General features: G+C 62.5%; 14 protein-coding genes and 1 other RNA gene. 6 read left to right on the top strand and 9 right to left on the bottom strand.

Going from position 1 to position 15,637, the window contains the following annotated elements; all coding sequences use genetic code 11:
• The first annotated feature begins 71 nt into the window (after positions 1–71).
• Positions 72–2,042 (top strand): prolyl oligopeptidase family serine peptidase, encoded by a 1,971-nt coding sequence (locus tag BBF93_RS02510; protein WP_114104858.1) that lies wholly within the window; start codon positions 72–74, stop codon positions 2,040–2,042.
• Positions 2,043–2,177: 135 nt separating this feature from the next.
• A complete protein-coding gene (locus tag BBF93_RS02505; protein ID WP_114104857.1) occupies positions 2,178–2,849 on the top strand; it encodes a glutathione S-transferase family protein in 672 nt (223 codons plus the stop codon).
• 24 nt (positions 2,850–2,873) lie between these two features.
• On the opposite strand, the gene BBF93_RS02500 is transcribed toward BBF93_RS02505, so the two are convergent.
• Both BBF93_RS02500 and BBF93_RS02495 read right to left on the bottom strand, forming a co-directional pair.
• Positions 2,874–3,881 carry an SDR family oxidoreductase gene (locus BBF93_RS02500; protein ID WP_114104856.1) on the bottom strand — a complete coding sequence of 336 codons (1,008 nt, stop codon included), beginning with the start codon at positions 3,879–3,881 and terminating at the stop codon, positions 2,874–2,876.
• A 117-nt stretch (positions 3,882–3,998) separates the two neighbouring features.
• Positions 3,999–5,942 carry a winged helix-turn-helix domain-containing protein gene (locus tag BBF93_RS02495; RefSeq protein WP_157532576.1) on the bottom strand — a complete coding sequence of 648 codons (1,944 nt, stop codon included), beginning with the start codon at positions 5,940–5,942 and terminating at the stop codon, positions 3,999–4,001.
• 225 nt (positions 5,943–6,167) lie between these two features.
• Between BBF93_RS02495 and BBF93_RS02490 the strand changes: the two genes are divergently transcribed.
• The gene (locus tag BBF93_RS02490; RefSeq protein ID WP_114104855.1) at positions 6,168–6,494 is read left to right on the top strand and encodes a hypothetical protein; all 327 of its coding nucleotides are present in this window, start codon (positions 6,168–6,170) and stop codon (positions 6,492–6,494) included.
• Between the two features lie 98 nt (positions 6,495–6,592).
• Here BBF93_RS02490 and BBF93_RS02485 read toward each other — a convergent pair whose 3' ends face one another.
• The 4 genes from BBF93_RS02485 to BBF93_RS02470 all read right to left on the bottom strand — a co-directional run bounded on the left by BBF93_RS02485 (position 6,593) and on the right by BBF93_RS02470 (position 9,522).
• Positions 6,593–7,075, bottom strand: a complete 483-nt coding sequence (locus BBF93_RS02485; RefSeq protein ID WP_035593080.1) for a hypothetical protein — start codon at positions 7,073–7,075, stop codon at positions 6,593–6,595.
• Complete coding sequence (locus BBF93_RS02480; RefSeq protein WP_035593078.1) at positions 7,065–7,709, bottom strand: DUF5671 domain-containing protein; 645 nt, start codon at positions 7,707–7,709, stop codon at positions 7,065–7,067. The genes BBF93_RS02485 and BBF93_RS02480 overlap by 11 nt, the downstream gene beginning before the upstream one ends.
• 83 nt (positions 7,710–7,792) lie before the next feature.
• Positions 7,793–8,149, bottom strand: a transfer-messenger RNA (tmRNA) gene (ssrA, locus tag BBF93_RS02475).
• Positions 8,150–8,181: 32 nt separating this feature from the next.
• Positions 8,182–9,522 (bottom strand): oxygenase MpaB family protein, encoded by a 1,341-nt coding sequence (locus BBF93_RS02470; protein ID WP_114104854.1) that lies wholly within the window; start codon positions 9,520–9,522, stop codon positions 8,182–8,184.
• Positions 9,523–9,624: 102 nt separating this feature from the next.
• Here BBF93_RS02470 and BBF93_RS02465 point away from each other — a divergent pair, with 102 nt between their 5' ends.
• Positions 9,625–10,242 carry a TetR/AcrR family transcriptional regulator gene (locus BBF93_RS02465; protein WP_114104853.1) on the top strand — a complete coding sequence of 206 codons (618 nt, stop codon included), beginning with the start codon at positions 9,625–9,627 and terminating at the stop codon, positions 10,240–10,242.
• Here the strand turns inward: BBF93_RS02465 and uvrC are convergent.
• Together uvrC and BBF93_RS02455 are read right to left on the bottom strand one after the other, a co-directional pair.
• Positions 10,239–12,113 carry an excinuclease ABC subunit UvrC gene (gene uvrC / locus BBF93_RS02460; protein WP_199288432.1) on the bottom strand — a complete coding sequence of 625 codons (1,875 nt, stop codon included), beginning with the start codon at positions 12,111–12,113 and terminating at the stop codon, positions 10,239–10,241. The two genes, BBF93_RS02465 and uvrC, sit on opposite strands and share 4 nt — an antisense overlap.
• A 58-nt stretch (positions 12,114–12,171) precedes the next feature.
• Complete coding sequence (locus tag BBF93_RS02455) at positions 12,172–12,462, bottom strand: hypothetical protein (RefSeq protein ID WP_162786372.1); 291 nt, start codon at positions 12,460–12,462, stop codon at positions 12,172–12,174.
• A gap of 251 nt (positions 12,463–12,713) precedes the next feature.
• Here BBF93_RS02455 and BBF93_RS02450 point away from each other — a divergent pair, with 251 nt between their 5' ends.
• Complete coding sequence (locus BBF93_RS02450) at positions 12,714–13,925, top strand: pyridoxal phosphate-dependent aminotransferase (RefSeq protein WP_114104851.1); 1,212 nt, start codon at positions 12,714–12,716, stop codon at positions 13,923–13,925.
• A gap of 125 nt (positions 13,926–14,050) precedes the next feature.
• Positions 14,051–14,515 carry a Dps family protein gene (locus BBF93_RS02445; RefSeq protein ID WP_035593067.1) on the top strand — a complete coding sequence of 155 codons (465 nt, stop codon included), beginning with the start codon at positions 14,051–14,053 and terminating at the stop codon, positions 14,513–14,515.
• A 124-nt stretch (positions 14,516–14,639) separates the two neighbouring features.
• On the opposite strand, the gene BBF93_RS02440 is transcribed toward BBF93_RS02445, so the two are convergent.
• Entirely contained in the window at positions 14,640–15,605 is a 966-nt protein-coding gene (locus BBF93_RS02440; RefSeq protein WP_114104850.1) for an alpha/beta hydrolase, read from the bottom strand.
• Positions 15,606–15,637: the final 32 nt, after the last annotated feature.

Below are 15,637 nucleotides of genomic sequence, written 5' to 3'. Positions count from 1 at the left end.
AAAAAGGCGTGACGGCGAGGCTGAAAGCACTAAACAAAACGTCATGAAAAACTTCTGATGGGGAAACCGCCATGAAACGACGCAGCCTTCGCCTCGTGTCTATTGCAGTGCTTGCCGCTGCTCTTGCCGCCTGCGCCCAGACCGCTACGGCGCCTGCCGCCACACTCACTGAAGCTGCCGCCCCAACGGTCGCCGCCGAGCGCGTGACCCGGGGCAATCTCGTCCTCGAATCGATTCCGGAAATCCCCGCTGCCGTTTCCGAACGTCTCTCTGCTTATGAGAATGTCCGCAGCCATGGCTTCCTGGACTGGACCGGCGATGGCAGCATCCTGATCACCACACGGTTTGGCGACACCAATCAGATCCATGAAGTGAAGGCGCCCGGCGGGGCGCGCCGGCAGCTCACCTTCTTCAACGAAACGGTCAGCAACGCCGCGATGAGCCCGAAAGGCGGCGCCTTCCTCTTCGCCCGCGACAAGGGCGGGGATGAATATTACCAGGGCTACCGCTTCGACCTGCAGACCGGCACAATCACGGGCTTCACCGAGCCGGGCACGCGCAATGGCTCGCCCCTCTGGGCCGATGACGGCCAGCTTGCCGCCTGGGCCCGCACCAATCCGGGCGACCCGAACAATGACATCATCGTGGGCAACCCGGCCGACCCCGCCAGTGTGCGCGTGGCGCTGGAAGGCGAAGGCGCCATTGGCCCGGTCGACTGGTCCGATGACGGATCAAAACTGCTGCTGCAGCGCTATATTTCCATTGCCGAAAGCCGTCTCTTCGTGCTGGATTTGACATCCGGCGAGCTGACGCAGATCAATCCTGGCGAAACGGTCTCCTATTCCGGCGGCGCGCTGCTTGCCGATGGCTCGATCCTCACGGCTACTGACAAGGACAGCGAGTTCACCAACCTCGTTCGTATCGCGCCCGATGGCACTTTCACCAACTATACCGGAGATATCGACTGGGGCGTGTCCGACTGGACGCTCTCGCCCGATGGCAATACGGTGGCCTTCACGCTGAATGAAGGCGGCCTTGGCACGATCCATCTGCTGGAGGTCGAAAGTGGCCATGTGCGCCCTGGCCCCACCCTGCCTGTGGGCATTGCCTCCAGCTTGGTCTTCTCCCGCAGCGGCAGCCATGTCGGCTTCACCTTCAATGCCGCCACCAGCCCGGCTGACGCCTGGTCGTTCGATGTGGCAACGCTGAACCTCACCCGCTGGACCGAAGCGGAAACCGGAGGCCTCAACCCCGACGCCTTCATTGAGCCGGTTCTCTTCGATTATCCGAATGCGGACGGCATGGATATTCCCGCCTTCATCTACCGGCCGAAAGGCGAAGGCCCGCATCCGGTGATCATCTCCATCCATGGCGGGCCGGAAGGCCAGTCGCGCCCCGGCTTTGCCTCCTCCTACCAATATTGGGCCAATGAGCTTGGCATCGCGGTTGTAGTGCCCAATGTCCGCGGGTCCTCCGGCTATGGCAAAACCTATGTCTCGCTCGATAACGGCCTCAACCGGAAAAAGTCTGTCGAAGATATCGGCGCCCTGCTGGATTGGATCGAAGCACAGCCCGATCTCAACAGTGATAAGGTGATCGTCCATGGAGGCTCCTATGGCGGCTACATGGTTCTCGCCTCGATGATCGATTACGCAGACCGGCTTGCCGGCGGCATCGACATTGTTGGTATCTCGGACTTCAAGACGTTCCTCGAGAATACCGAAGGCTACCGCGCAGACCTTCGCCGGGCCGAATATGGCGATGAACGGGACCCTGTCATTGCCGCCTTCTTTGACGAAATTTCGCCGCTGAAGAATGCCTCGAAGATCACCAAGCCCCTCTTCGTCATTCAGGGCTATAACGACCCCCGCGTTCCGTATACGGAGGCTGAGCAGATCCTTGAAGCGGTCAAGGCCAATGGCGTGAAAGCCTGGTTCCTGATGGCGATGGATGAAGGGCACGGCTTCCGCAAGAAATCGAACCGCGAAGCCCAGCGCGAGGCAGAAACCATGTTCCTCCAGGAAGTTCTGGCGGAAGAATAAGGCGCGTCCTGCCGCTCTTTCCTGGTCCTTCCCGGGAAAGAGCGGCGTTCGCCGCCGGAAACTGATTTTCCTCTCGACCGCGCGGGGCGGCGCGCTAAGTGTAGGCGGGCGCCGCCCCGGCCGAGAGGACACGCCATGATCACCCTGCACCATCTTGAGAAATCCCAGTCCATCCGCATTCTCTGGCTGCTGGAGGAATTGGGCGTTCCCTATGAGATCAAGCTTTACGACCGCGACCCGCAGACGCGCCTTGCCCCGGCGGCCTACAAGGCCATCTCCCCGCTCGGCACCGCGCCGGTGATCACCGATGGGCCCGTCACGCTGGCCGAAACCAACGCCATCGTCGATTATATCTGCGACAAGCATGACACCGGCCGCCTGCGCCCGGCGCCCGGCGCGCCGGAGCGTGTAAAATACCTCTTCTGGTTCCACACCTCGCAAGGCAGCCTGCAGCCGCTGCTGACCAACAAGTTCGTAATGATGGCAATGCAGGCGCGCGCGCCCTTCCTCGTCCGCCCGGTTGCCAAGTCGCTCGTCGGCGCGCTCGATCAGGCCTTCTTCGGTCCGCGCCTGGCCGCCCTCTTCCGCGAGATCGAGAAAGCCCTTGGGGAAAGCAAATGGTTTGCGGGCGATGACCTCACCGCAGCAGACATGGTGATGGGTTATTCGATGGAGCTTTGCGTTCACCGCGCCGGCATGGACGAGAAAACCTATCCCAACGCCTACCGTTTCCTGAAACAGATGCGCGAATACCCCTCCTACATCCGCGCGATGGAGAAGGATGGCAAAGGCACCATCCTTCTCTGATCTGATCAGCCTGCGGAGCGGCGTCTAGTCGAGCACATCCTTCACGGCCGGGCCCCAGGGTGAATTGCCGAGCATTGCCAGCTGTGTCTCGCGGGAGACCGCGTTGATCGCTTCCTGCGGCTTGTTGCCGGGGTGAACCGGGCGGCGCAGCGGGCGGGTGCCGCGCGGCATGGCAATGATTTCGGCAATCGCGCGGGGAATATCCATCGGATCTGTGGTTCCGCCGCCGCTGCTTGGCTGGCCCATGCCAGCGGTCATCTCCGGATAGGCATCCAGCAATTCCTGCGGCGTGCGCGCTTTGAGGGCGGCGGCGCGCGCGGTGCTCTTTTCCCAGATCTTCGTGGGATAGCCGCCCGGCTGGATGATCGTCACCTCGATGCCCTGTGCGGCCACCTCATAGGCGAGCGCCTCCGACAATGCCTCCAGCGCAAACTTCGTCGGCGAATAGTGGCCGATGCCCGGCACGATCACGCGGCCGAGTTGCGAAGATAGCTGGAAAATCTGTCCCTTCCCCGCCGCGCGCATGGCCGGCAGAACGGCCCGCGCCATCCGGTGGGGTCCGAACACATTCGTTTCGAAGAGCAGCTTGGTGGCTTCCATGTCCTGCACCTCGGCAGGCCCGCCAAGGCCAATTCCGGCATTGTTGATCAGCACGTCCAGCGTGCCGCCCGTCTTCTCCAGAACGGTGGCCACGCCGCTGGCGGCGCTTTCATCCGACATCACATCGATCTCGACCACCTCGATGGCGAGCCCTTCATCGCGGGCAAGCTGCGTCAATTCCTCAGCTTCTGGCCGGGGCAGGTTCCGCATTGTGGCGAACACGCGCGCGCCAAGGCGGGCATAATGCTCCGCCCCAAGACGGCCAAAGCCGGAGGCCGCTCCGGTGATCAGGATGGACTTGCCTTCCAGTGCGCCGGGTGGCGGGGTCTGCGGTCCCGTCTCGCCCAGCGCTTTGGGCGCCCCGCTCATCGCCCCCAGCACAGCGGCTGAGCCGCCGATCATCTGCCGCCGCGTTGCGCCCATCTTGCCCATGGCTCTCTCCCTGCCTGCTTGCTTGCTTGCTTGCTTGCTTGCTGACAGAAACAATAGGCAGAAAATCCGGGGAGACAAACGAAACCGGCCTGCGGCCCCGGCAAGGCCTCACCCTTCTCAGAGATTTGAAGCGTGGGCGCGCAAGGCGAGATCTGCCCCCACACGGCAAGGCTGTGGCAGGTCAGGCTCGCGGCAAAAATCCGGCCAGCGATTGGTTTCACGCCAATAATTCACAAGGCCCATGTCCGCGACCAGCGGCCAGAACCGGGCATCGTTCCGGAACGGGGCCATATCCGGATAGAAGAATACGATTTCATGATAGCTCCGCCCCTTTCTGAAGCTGCGCACTTCGGCAAATGCCCGGTCAAGATCACCCAGCTGGGTGAACATCCGGATCCGCCAGTCAATCTGGGTCCGGACGCAGACGCTGTCGACGCGCGCTACATCGGGCTCACTTGCAAGCTTCTCTTCAAGAAAGGCAATCTGGCAGCGTTCGCGGTTATCAGGGGGCCGGCCAGCGGCAGCGATCGCTGCACGTTTCTTTTCCAGCGCAATCGCCGGCTCTTCATGAAAGAGGGCGAACTGATCGGTGCGTTGGGCAAGTTCCTCAAAACCTGGATCGCCGCGCTCGACGATATCAAATTCCCGGCGCGCTTCCGCAAGGTTGCCCATTGAGGCTTCCAGCCACCCTCGGCGCGTACGCCAGACGCTGGAGGAAGGATGCGAACGGAGTGTATCACGCAGGCCGAAACTTGCCTCTTCCACACGCCCGGTCCGGCGAAGAAACGCGACCATGTCCGAGGTTACCAGATTGCGGGCATCCGCCTGGCGCGCTGCCCGCAAAAGCCAGGCTTCTTCGGCGAGCCAATCGCCGTTGTGCGCCTCAAGAGCAGCCATTGCCAGGCTGGCAAAGAGGTTGTGGGGATCTTCGCTCAGCACTTCCTCGGCAAGACGCTGGCTCTCCTCGCGCAATTGCCGGGCAGCAGGGTTCTCCGCTTCTCCGCCTTCGCTGCTTCCCGCCGCAGCCATGGCAAAAGCTGAAAGTCCCTTTGCTCCGGGCAGGGATGGGTCGTTGACGTATAACGCCCGAATGGCGGACGATGTCTCCAGCGACTTGGACCGGGCATTCTCGCAGATCTCGCGCAGGAGGATCAGCCCTTCGGTATTTCGGACGGGTATCTGTGTGCGCAGATCGTGCAGACAGCGCAGCATCTGAGCAGCCTTCACCGCCGTAAACTCCGGCAGCCGCACCGCCTTCTCTTCATGCGCTACCATGCCCAATGACCAGACCACGTAGTCCGAGGCCGGATCGGTGAGATGCAGGTCGGCGCGCACGGCGCTACCCCGGCGGCTGATGGATCCTGTCAGCCTGTACTGTGCATCCGGCCGGGCTTCTGCGCTCTCCGCCATCGGACGCAAACCATTGCCGCTGAGGCCCGTCGACACGGCAATCGGAAGGGCATCGGCAATGTCGCGCAGGGAAGGATCGTCCCCCGCGATGGTGAACTCGCCGACAGAGACCACGCCCGGCAGCGGCTCAAGCACGTTCTTTTCCCCGGACATCCACGCTGTGCTGCCCATCAGGAAGGCCAGAGCAAGCGTGCTGCCAGCGGCCAGCGGCCATATCCGGTGCAGCAGTCTTTTCTGCGGCGGCAGCGCGGGGGATGGCGCATCAGGGACGGCCAGAGGGACTGGCGCAGCAGGCTGAGGTTCCAGCAGAAGCCGGTATCCCCGTCGCGGAACGGTTTCGATCAGCGTGCGCTGGCCATGCACATCTCCCAGCGCCTTGCGCAGAATGGATATGGCCCGGGTCAGGCTTTCATCGCCGCCATGCTCGACCGCCCAGACTGCCTCGATCAGCTCCTGACGAAGCACAACCTCGCCCCGCCGGGCAGCCAGCACAAGCAGGACATCCATGACCTTTGGCTCGAGCGTTACAGTACCGGCAGGTCCGGCAATGGTCAGAGCAGTAGGCTCGACGCGAAACGGACCGATCATGAGTGTGCAGAGTGTCCCGCCGTGCGGCCCCGCCTTGTTCATGCCTTCCTCACTACGGCTCAAGGCGCAGTTCCTCTCTGTCTCGATGCCCTCCCCTACATCTGAACTCTAGCATAAGGCGAGCGGCTGGAAACATTCTTGGTATTCAATTTTTTCCTTTTGATTCTGAGGCTTCATAAATCCATCAGGAAAAAATCCGCTAGTCCTCAGGACTTGCGCCAGCTTCTGCAGGGCAGGGTCATTCTGCAGCCCGCAACTGCACACACCCCCTGCCCCCCGGAGACAGTCATGACCCTATCGTTCAAAAGTGCCGCCGCTTTCCTCGCTGCCAGTGTTGCCTGGGGCGCCGCCTCAGCCGCCGGCCCAACCGCAACCTTCCGCTATGATCCCGCCCTTCCCGCCGAAGCGACCTATGCCAGCTTCGAGAAGCAGGCCCGCAGCGCCTGCAGAAGCGATTCCAAGATGCTGCTGGTCAAGGCGCGTGAAGAAGCCGCCTGCCAGAGCGACATGATGGAACGGATCGTCAAGAAGGCCGGCAATAAGGAAATCGCCGCACTTCACCACGCAAAGTCTGGAGATCGTCAGCCCACCCGGCAATTCGCCGCGATGGATTGATCCTGGAAAGGTGGGGCTGTCCTTTTACTTACGCCCTCGGGGCCAGCCTCATCGCCGGCGGTGACTCCAAACCGCCGGCATTTCCCCTTTTTTCCGGATCACCCGATGCCGGCTGAATAGTCGATATCAAAACAGTGTTCGCCCGCCGTATCCCGCCGCTCGCCGAGCGCGGGCAGCGCGGTTAGGGAGGCGTATGTCAACGGCCCGTTGTCTTGTTTTCGTTTGGTGGCGAAGTTGGCGCAGATCTGTATGACGCGGCCATTCTCACGCATCAGCGCAAACGGCGCCTCCGTTACAGGGTCGGCGCGCAGGTCGCTATTGAAGCATTTCTCCTGGCCCGTAGACCGGTATTCCTTCCATACCGCCTCCTGCTGAGCCCGATCCTCGGGAAACGCCACCCCAGCCCTCTCCAGACAGACAAGCGCATTGGCCGTCGAAAGCAGCGCCGCTTCCCGCAACTGATCTTCCTTCTGCCGCCGTGCTTCGGCAGGTCCGCCCGTCACAAACAGGCCGGCAATGATCGCCGCCACCACGATCGCCCCCAGCCCGGTTCCGATGGCCGTATCCCGGCTAAATGCCATTGGCCTCATCCCGCTCCGCATTGGTGATGAAATAGCTGAAGATCGCCCCGGCAATTGCCGCCACCACAAGCGATTTCAAGGCAAAGCGCAGGGTCAGCTCGCCGCTGAGGAAATTGTAGACGACCGAGATCGCATCGGCGACGAGGATCGTGCCAGCGATCACGAGGCTGACATAGATCAGCCATTTGCGGATGCGCGAGCGTTGCAGGGCGGGATTGCTCCGCCGGGCCTTCAGCAGGATCCGCGCCAGCCAGAAGAAGATCGGCGTACCTACGACCAGCCCGGCAATCGCCGAGCGCATCTGCGTATCCGGTCCGCCCCAGTAACGGTACGGCTGCTCGATCTTGTCCGGCACGGCCGTATCGATCAGCGCAAACAGCAGCGAGCCGAGATTATAGGCCACCACGCTGAGCACGATGAAGAACAGCAGATAGAAGAAGGCCTCCCGGGCCGAAAGATAGGATTGCGGCCGGGGCACGGCGATTGGGAAGACTGTCTCAGCAAAGGCGGAGAGGGATTCATCCACCTCCTCTGCCCGCCATCCCGCATCCAGCAGGACCGCTCGGATTGCGGGCCGCGCCTGCCCCCGTTCGAGCGCTTCCTTGACGAAATCTGTCAGTATGCTGTTGGCCATAGGTTCCCCCGGATCGCCATCGCTGCTGACGCGCAGAGTGGACGCCAATCACGGCGTTCACAAGGCAATTTCCAGGAGGAAAAGGTGGAGGCTTCTGTTGCCAGGCGCCTCCGGGCCCCGCCTAGGGGTCTGATACCCTAGGAGTTAAGGTCGGAAAACATCCGGCCGCTTACGCAGCCATCAGTTCGCCTTCAGCAAAGTTGTCGTTTGCAACTATTTGCTTGTGAGCTTCTAACGCAGCTCATGCGAGCGAAAGCCTCGTCTTTACACGTCCGTCGACACTATTTCGGCCCCGTCAGAAACAGACCTGCGGGGAGGTCTGCTTGTGGTGGAGCCGCCGGGTACCGCCCCCGGGTCCGAGCCGCTTATTACACGCGCGTTTATCGCCATAGTCCGAAGACCGGGCCAATATAGGGGATCGCGGGCGCAAAGGTAAGCCCCCACAATCCCCTATAGGCCCCTCGGGCAGCCATCACCCGGCCTGCCCTGCCGCGCCGGCCGGGAGAGCCGGGCGGTATGCCTCCGCATTTGTTGTGAATTCGGCATGGCCATAGCGTTTGAGCAGCCTGTGGATTTTCGCCACCAGCCGCCGGTCGGCCATTTCCCGCAGGCCCGGCACCTTCGCCGCAACGCCATAGAGCGCCATCTTCACCCCGATCATCGGCAACACCAGCCCGGCGACCAGGTAATCGAGGAAGCCCACCTCCACACCCATGTCGCGGGCGGCCTTGACGCTGCCGCCCAGGAAACTCTGGACCAGCACCATCCGCCCCACCCGGCGCTCCAGCGAATTGTGGATACGGTTGCCCAGCGACTTGTCGGGCGGCAGGTAGGCGGCCAGCGTTGCACGCACCAGCTCGCCGCAGGTCGCATCATCAAAGCCTTCGCGGATGGAGGCGCTGCGGGCGTTCATGATGTCGATGATGCCTTGAGGCGTATCCATCAGCAGGTCTTCCGGCAGGCCCAGGAGGTAGCAGCGATAGCGGCTGAACTCGACACGGGCGCGCTCCTCCGGCGTGAACTCCGCGCGCCCCTGCTCCACCATCTTGAACGCCAGCAGGAACACGTCAATCAGCCCGGCGGGCATCTGGTCCACCTGCGGGATCGGAATGCCGTAGACGGACTTGTCCCAGCTCTTGCTCATCCCGCGCAGCACATTGAACCGCACCATCGAGTGCATCAGGCGCACCATGGCGGCCGCCTTGAACCCCTCTCCGCGCGGCTCCAGCGCGTTCGGCAGGGTCGTCACGGTGAAGAAGGTCGCCGTCTCGTTCACGCGTTTGGCGGCCGTGGTGTTGGAAAGCGTGCCGGTCAGCGCCATCGGCAGGGCGGTATATTTGTTCATGAAGGTCGCCAGGAATGCGCCCCGGATCGTCCAGGGCGCAAATACCGCCATCGGCAGGCGGTTCAGTTCGGCGCCCTTGCGCACCAGGTCCATGTCCAGCCAGGCGGGCCTGACTTCCATCTCGGCAATCAGTGCGGCAAGTTCCGGCGGCGCATCCGGCACCGCGCCGATGCCCTCATCGCAGGCGGTCTGCAGCATGCTGACCAGCCGCTTGAACCCGTATTTCGGCATCAGCGCCGCATAGGCATCCGCCGTCACATCGCCCAGCATCGTGTAGGCGCGCACACGCGCCACCATATCTGCCGGCGGGGCCGCAAACTTGTCCGCATAAGCGGCCATCGAGCTGACGGAAATATCGTCGGTGTAGCGCTCCGGCGTCGCCGAGAAATCCACGCCGCCATACATCACCGGCAAAACAGTCTTCTGGAGCTGGATGCGCTGGTGAACAGCGTCGAGGGATACGGTCATCGAGACAAGTCCTTGGCTACCTTCGAGAAATAATGTAAGCAATTCTCAGATTTTCCACTCGCATCAGAAAAACGCTGAGCGACGGAAGGTTGGGGGACGCAAATGACTGAAAAGACGCGGAGAAATCCGAAACAAGCGCGTGCGCAGGCCACTGTGGACGCAATTCTGGCGGCAACCTTTCAGCTTCTTGAGAGCGAAGGCGAAAGCCGGCTGACCACAAATCGCATAGCTGAGCGGGCCGGTGTCAGCATCGGCACGCTCTACCAATACTTCCGGGACCGGGACGACATTCTTGCGGCCATGGGCGAACGCCAGGCCGAAGCGCTGCGCCAGAAGGTCACCGAGATCGTGCTTGCCGCGCCGGAACAGGATGCTATCCGCACCATCATCCAGGCGATCATGGGGGGCATTGAGGGCTCACCTGAAACGCGCATCGTGCTGATGGACGCCCTGTTCAAGGCGCGCGGCGAAAGCATCATGAGCGAGCACCACCTCGCCTTTGTCGAGGCGATCAGCTCACGGAGCGATCTCAATCTTGTGCTGGGCCGGGAGTCTGCCTTTGTGCTGACCCATGCCGTGATCTGCCTGCTGAGGGCTGCGGCGGCCGAACCGGAACTGGAACTTGATCCCAAGGCACTGGAAGACGAGCTGGTGCTGCTGATCGAGAGCTATCTCATCGCCCTGGGCGCGCGCGCCGAGAAGGCATCGAGCAAAACCTAACCGCCGTGGAAATGGCCGTAGATGCGGATGGCCAGGGCTTCGTTGACGCCGTCCACCTCCATCAGGTCGGCCACCTTGGCGCGGGAAACACCGCGAGCAGACCCGAAATGGTGCAACAGGGCCTTCTTGCGGGCCGGGCCGATGCCTTCGATTTCATCGAGCGGTGACCGGGCCGCTTCGGCGGCGCGCTTCTGGCGGTGCGCGCCGATAGCCCAGCGGTGGGCCTCATCCCGCAATCGCTGAAGATAATAGAGAACCGGCGCATTCTCCGGCAGCTTGAACGGAGCTTTGCCGGGGCGGAAGAATTGTTCGCGGCCAGCATTGCGATCAACACCCTTGGCGATGGACACAAGGGTGACATCCTCCGGGGTCAAACCAAGCTCCGCCAGCGTTTCCAGAGTGGCATTCAGCTGGCCAAGGCCACCATCGATCAGCACCAGATCCGGCCATTCCTGGACATTTCCGGACTCTTTCTCCTTCAATGCGCGGGCAAAGCGGCGGCGCATGACTTCCCGCATCATTCCGTAATCATCGCCGGGGGTGAGCTCTGTGTCCTTGATGTTGAACTTCCGGTAGGCCTGTTTGCGGAAGCCTTCGGGGCCAGCAACGATCATGCCGCCGACGGCGTTGGTGCCCTGAATGTGGGAGTTGTCGTAAACCTCGATCCGCTCCGGCGGACGGGGAAGATCAAACACCTTCTGCACTTCCGTCAGCAGCCGCTCCTGGCTGGCGCTTTCAGCCAGCTTGCGGGAGAGCGCTTCGCTGGCATTGCGCTCGGCCTGGGTCAGCAGATCACGCTTGGCGCCGCGTTCGGGACGGCGCAGCTCGATCTTGCGGCCAGCCTTCAGGGCGAGGGCTTCCTCGATGAGCTCGGCCTGTTCGGGCAACTCGTTGACGAGGATCAGACGTGGCGGCGGGCGCTTATCATAGAACTGTACCAGGAAGGCGGCGAGGATCTCGGCCACGGACTGATCGCGCTCATGGCGGGGAAAGTGGGCGCTCGCGCCCCAGTTCTGCCCGGCCCGGATGAAGAAGACCTGCACGCAGGAGACCCCGCCCTCCATCGAGATGGCAAACACATCGGCTTCCTCGATCCCGTCGGGGTTCACGTCCTGGGTGGAGCGGACATGGGCGATGGCGCGGATGCGGTCGCGCAGGCGCGCGGCGGTTTCGAACTCCATCGCCTCGGACGCGGCTTCCATCTCTGCGGCGAGCCGCTTCTGAAGGTCAGCCCCCTTCCCGCGCAGGAAGTCGGCCGCCTCATTGGCAAGCTCGGTATAGTCTTCCTTCGAGACGAGGCCGACGCATGGCCCGGCGCAGCGCTTGATCTGGTAGAGCATGCAGGGCCGTGTGCGGGCCGAATAGACGCTGTCCTCACAGGTGCGCAGCAGGAACGCCTTCTGCAGCGTGTCGAGCGTGCGCATCACCGCGCCGGCATTGGCGAAGGGACCGAAATAATCGCCCTCATCCTGCTTGCTGCCGCGATACTTCTTGATCTGCGGCGCTTCATGATTGCGGCGGATAAGGATGTAAGGAAACGACTTGTCATCGCGCAGCAGCACGTTGAAACGGGGTTTGAGCGATTTGACGAGGCTGGCTTCCAGCAGAAGCGCCTCGGTTTCGCTTTCGGTGACGACGAATTCCATCGCCCGCGTCATCGAGATCATCCGGGCGATGCGCTGGGTGTGGCCGCCCATACGGGTATAGTTGGAGACCCGCGCCTTCAGGTCGCGCGCCTTGCCGACATACAGCACCTCCCCCGCCTCACCGAACATGCGGTAGACGCCGGGCTTGGCCGGGAGGTGTTTCAAATTCTCTCTGATGACGTCCACCCCGCGGATCGGGGCAGCGCCGGGGCTCGTATCGGTCATGGGGCAGAGATAGTCGAGACCGGCGGGGCGGGAAAGCTTGTGCGCTGCGCGTGAACTGTCAGAGGGAAATGTCGCCGGACATCACCAGCCCGGCAAACACGCCAGTGGCAACGAACAACAGGAGGATACCGGCGAAATATCTGCCGCTGGGATCGCCCGCGCCATCGCCCCGGCCACCTGGCATGAACATGTAGCATAACGTCAGCACCCCCAGAGCGCCCAGCAGGATCTTCTCGACCAGACTCAGCCCGCCGAGAAACTCTGAAAGGGCATCAGTCAGCCCCGAAAGCTCGTAGCTGGCGCGGGTAAGGGCGGCGTCAAATTTCTGGGTCCAGCTATCCATACTCATGGCACTGCTCGGGATGTGGTACTCTGCTTTCAGGCAGTTTTATCCGCAACAGCGCTCATTATGGGCCAGTTGCGTTATCGGCTCGCGAAAAAGCCGGTAAAATTTCATCGATCTGGTTCACCCGCCGGGCATCCCTGCCCGCACCTTGCCTCTGGCGGGATGGGGCAGCGCCAATTCAGCGCCTTGAAGGCCTGCCGGGCCTCCAGTAAGCGTGCGCCGCAACCGCCCCTCCAGAAAAAAGGACCGCCCCAATGGCCGCCGACCTCCGCCTGTCCGATGCAATCGACCGCGTGAAACCCTCCGCCACGATTGCCGTTACGACCAAGGCCAACGAGATGAAGCGTCAGGGGCTGGACGTGATTGGCCTTGGTGCGGGCGAGCCGGACTTCGATACACCGGAAAACATCAAGGAAGCCGCCATCCGCGCCATCCGCGAAGGCAAGACGAAATACACCCCTTCGGACGGCATTCCGGAGCTGAAGGAAGCGATCGTGGCGAAGTTCGCCCGCGAGAACGGCCTCACCTACAAGACCTCTCAGGTGAACGTATCGCCCGGCGGCAAGGCCGTGCTGTTCAACGCCTTCATGGCCACGCTGAATGCGGGCGACGAAGTGGTCATCCCGGCGCCCTACTGGGTGAGCTATCCAGAGATGGTGCTGCTGTGCGGCGGCACGCCGGTGGCGGTGACCTGCGGCGCAGAGACAGCCTACAAGCTGACGCCGGCTGCCCTGGAAGCGGCGATCACGCCGAAAACCAAATGGCTGATCCTCAACTCGCCCTCCAACCCGACCGGCGCCGCCTATACCGGCGCGGAGCTGAAAGCCCTCGCCGCCGTACTGCTGCGCCACCCACAGGTCTGGGTGCTGACCGACGATATGTACGAGCACCTTGTCTATGACGGGTTTGAATACAAGACGATCGCGCAGGTCGAGCCTTCGCTCTATGACCGCACCCTGACGATGAACGGTGTTTCCAAGGCGTATGCCATGACCGGCTGGCGTATCGGCTATGCCGCCGGGCCGGAGAAACTGATTGGCGCGATGCGCAAGGTGATGGACCAGTCCACCTCCAACCCCTGTTCGATCAGCCAATGGGCAAGCGTCGAGGCGCTCAACGGCCCGCAGGACTTCCTGCCCGGCTTCCGCGCCGCCTATGCCGGCCGCCGCAACCTGATGGTCGAAGGCCTGAACCAGGCCGCCGGGATCGTCTGCCCGAAGCCGGAAGGCGCGTTCTATGTCTATCCCTCCTGCGAGGGGTTGATCGGGAAAAAAACCGCTGCCGGCACGGTGATCGACAGCGACAAGACCTTCGCTGCCGAACTGTTGGAAGCGGAAAAGGTCGCCCTCGTCTTCGGCGAAGCGTTTGGCCTCCCCGGCACCTTCCGGATTTCCTACGCCACATCTGACGCGATCCTTAAGGAAGCACTGGTCCGCATCCAGCGCTTCTGCGGCAGTCTGTCCTGATCAGCCGCCATAGGCGGAACCTATAGCCGCAGGGCGGGTTTCGGATTGGAAAATCAGTCTCACAGTCCCAATATGCATTGGGCACGGGGAGCTGTTCCCCATTCTGTTTCAAAAGGAGAAATTTCATGTCCATCGACATCGGAATGTCTGACGAAGCCCGCAAATCCTCAGCTGACGCCCTGAAGACCCTACTGGGCGAGACCTATGCGCTCTATATCAAGACCCACGGTTATCACTGGAACGTCACGGGCCCGCGCTTCAATTCGCTGCACAGCCTGTTCATGACCCAGTACACCGAGCTGTGGGCGGCCCTCGACGAGATCGCTGAGCGAATCCGGGCGCTTGGCCATTTCGCGCCGGGCTCCTCGGGCGAAATGATGAAACATGCCACGATCAAGCCAGACAACGACGTGCCCGACGCCGACACGATGGTGAAGAACCTTGCGGCGGGCCATGAAGCCGTCAGCCGCGCAGCGAAGTATGGCATCACCATCGCCGAGAAGAATGCCGACCCGGTGTCGGTCGACCTCTTCACCCAGCGCGCGCAGATTGCCGAGAAGACAGCCTGGATGCTGCGGGCTTCAGTCTGATACGCTCCTTGCCATCCTTCCGTACAACGCTCATCCTGAGCGAAGTCGAAGGATGGCCACAAGCGTTGCCGCCAAGCCCCGGCTCGCCCTTCGACTTTGCTCAGGATGAGCCGAGGCGCGCCCCCTACCCCTCAAACGCTACCCCCAGGCCGCGGGCCATGCCAGCCAGCGCGTCGCGCATATAGGTGCGTGAGACTTTGGCGCGCATATCGCGCATATAAGCATGGGGCGCGCCGGGATAGACGTGCAGTTCCACCGGCACGCCCTCGGCCATCAGGCGGCGGGCATATTCCAGATTTTCCTCCGTAAAGAGATCAAGTGCGCCGGTTGAAATGAAGGTGGGCGGCAGACCGGCAAGGCTTTCTGCGCGGGCGGCCGCCGCATAGGGCGAGACATCCGGGCTGCCCGGCGGCTGGCCCAGCAGCGAGGCCCAGCCGAAATGGTTTGATCCATTCGTCCAGATGAACTCGCCATACATTGGCGAGAGATCGGCGCGCACCGCCGTGCGATCGTCCAGCATCGGGAATATCAGCTGCTGATGGCAGAAACGGTATTCGCCCCGGTCACGCACCAAGAGGGCGAGCGCGGCGGAAAGCCCGCCGCCGGCGCTTTCCCCCGTCACCGCGATACGGGCCGGGTCGAGACCGAGGCTGGCCGCTTCCCGGTTCATCCAGGCGGTGGCGGCGTAAGCATCTTCGACATTTCCGGGATAGCTCGTCTCCGGCGCGAGACGGTAAGCCGGCGAGACGACGACCGCATCGAAGAGGTCTGCCCAGAGCGCGCATTGCGGGCCCATGAACTCCGGATTGCCGGAGATATAGCCTCCGCCATGCAGGTGGAGGATCGCCGGGCGCGGGCCCTTGGCGCCGTCTTTCTTGCGGTAGAGTTTCACGCGCACATCGGGGGCGCCCGCCGGGCCGGGGATGAAGCGCTCCTCCATCACCGCCGTCTCGGGCAGCGGCGGCAGCAGCGCGAGCCCCGCCCGGTTCATCTCGCGCACCGCAGGCAGATTTTCAGCATTGATGTTGATCGTCGGGAAGCTCTCCAGGAAGGGCAGCAGTTCAGGATCAACAAGATGGCGGGATGACATGGGTTTCCTCCGGATAGTTTATCGCCACCAGC

The sequence above is a fragment of the Hyphomonas sp. CACIAM 19H1 genome (assembly GCF_003325995.1).
In the GTDB taxonomy this organism is placed as follows: Bacteria; Pseudomonadota; Alphaproteobacteria; order Caulobacterales; family Hyphomonadaceae; genus Hyphomonas; species Hyphomonas polymorpha.
Note: the sequence above shows the minus strand (reverse complement) of the source record. Positions and strands in the feature narration are given on the sequence as shown.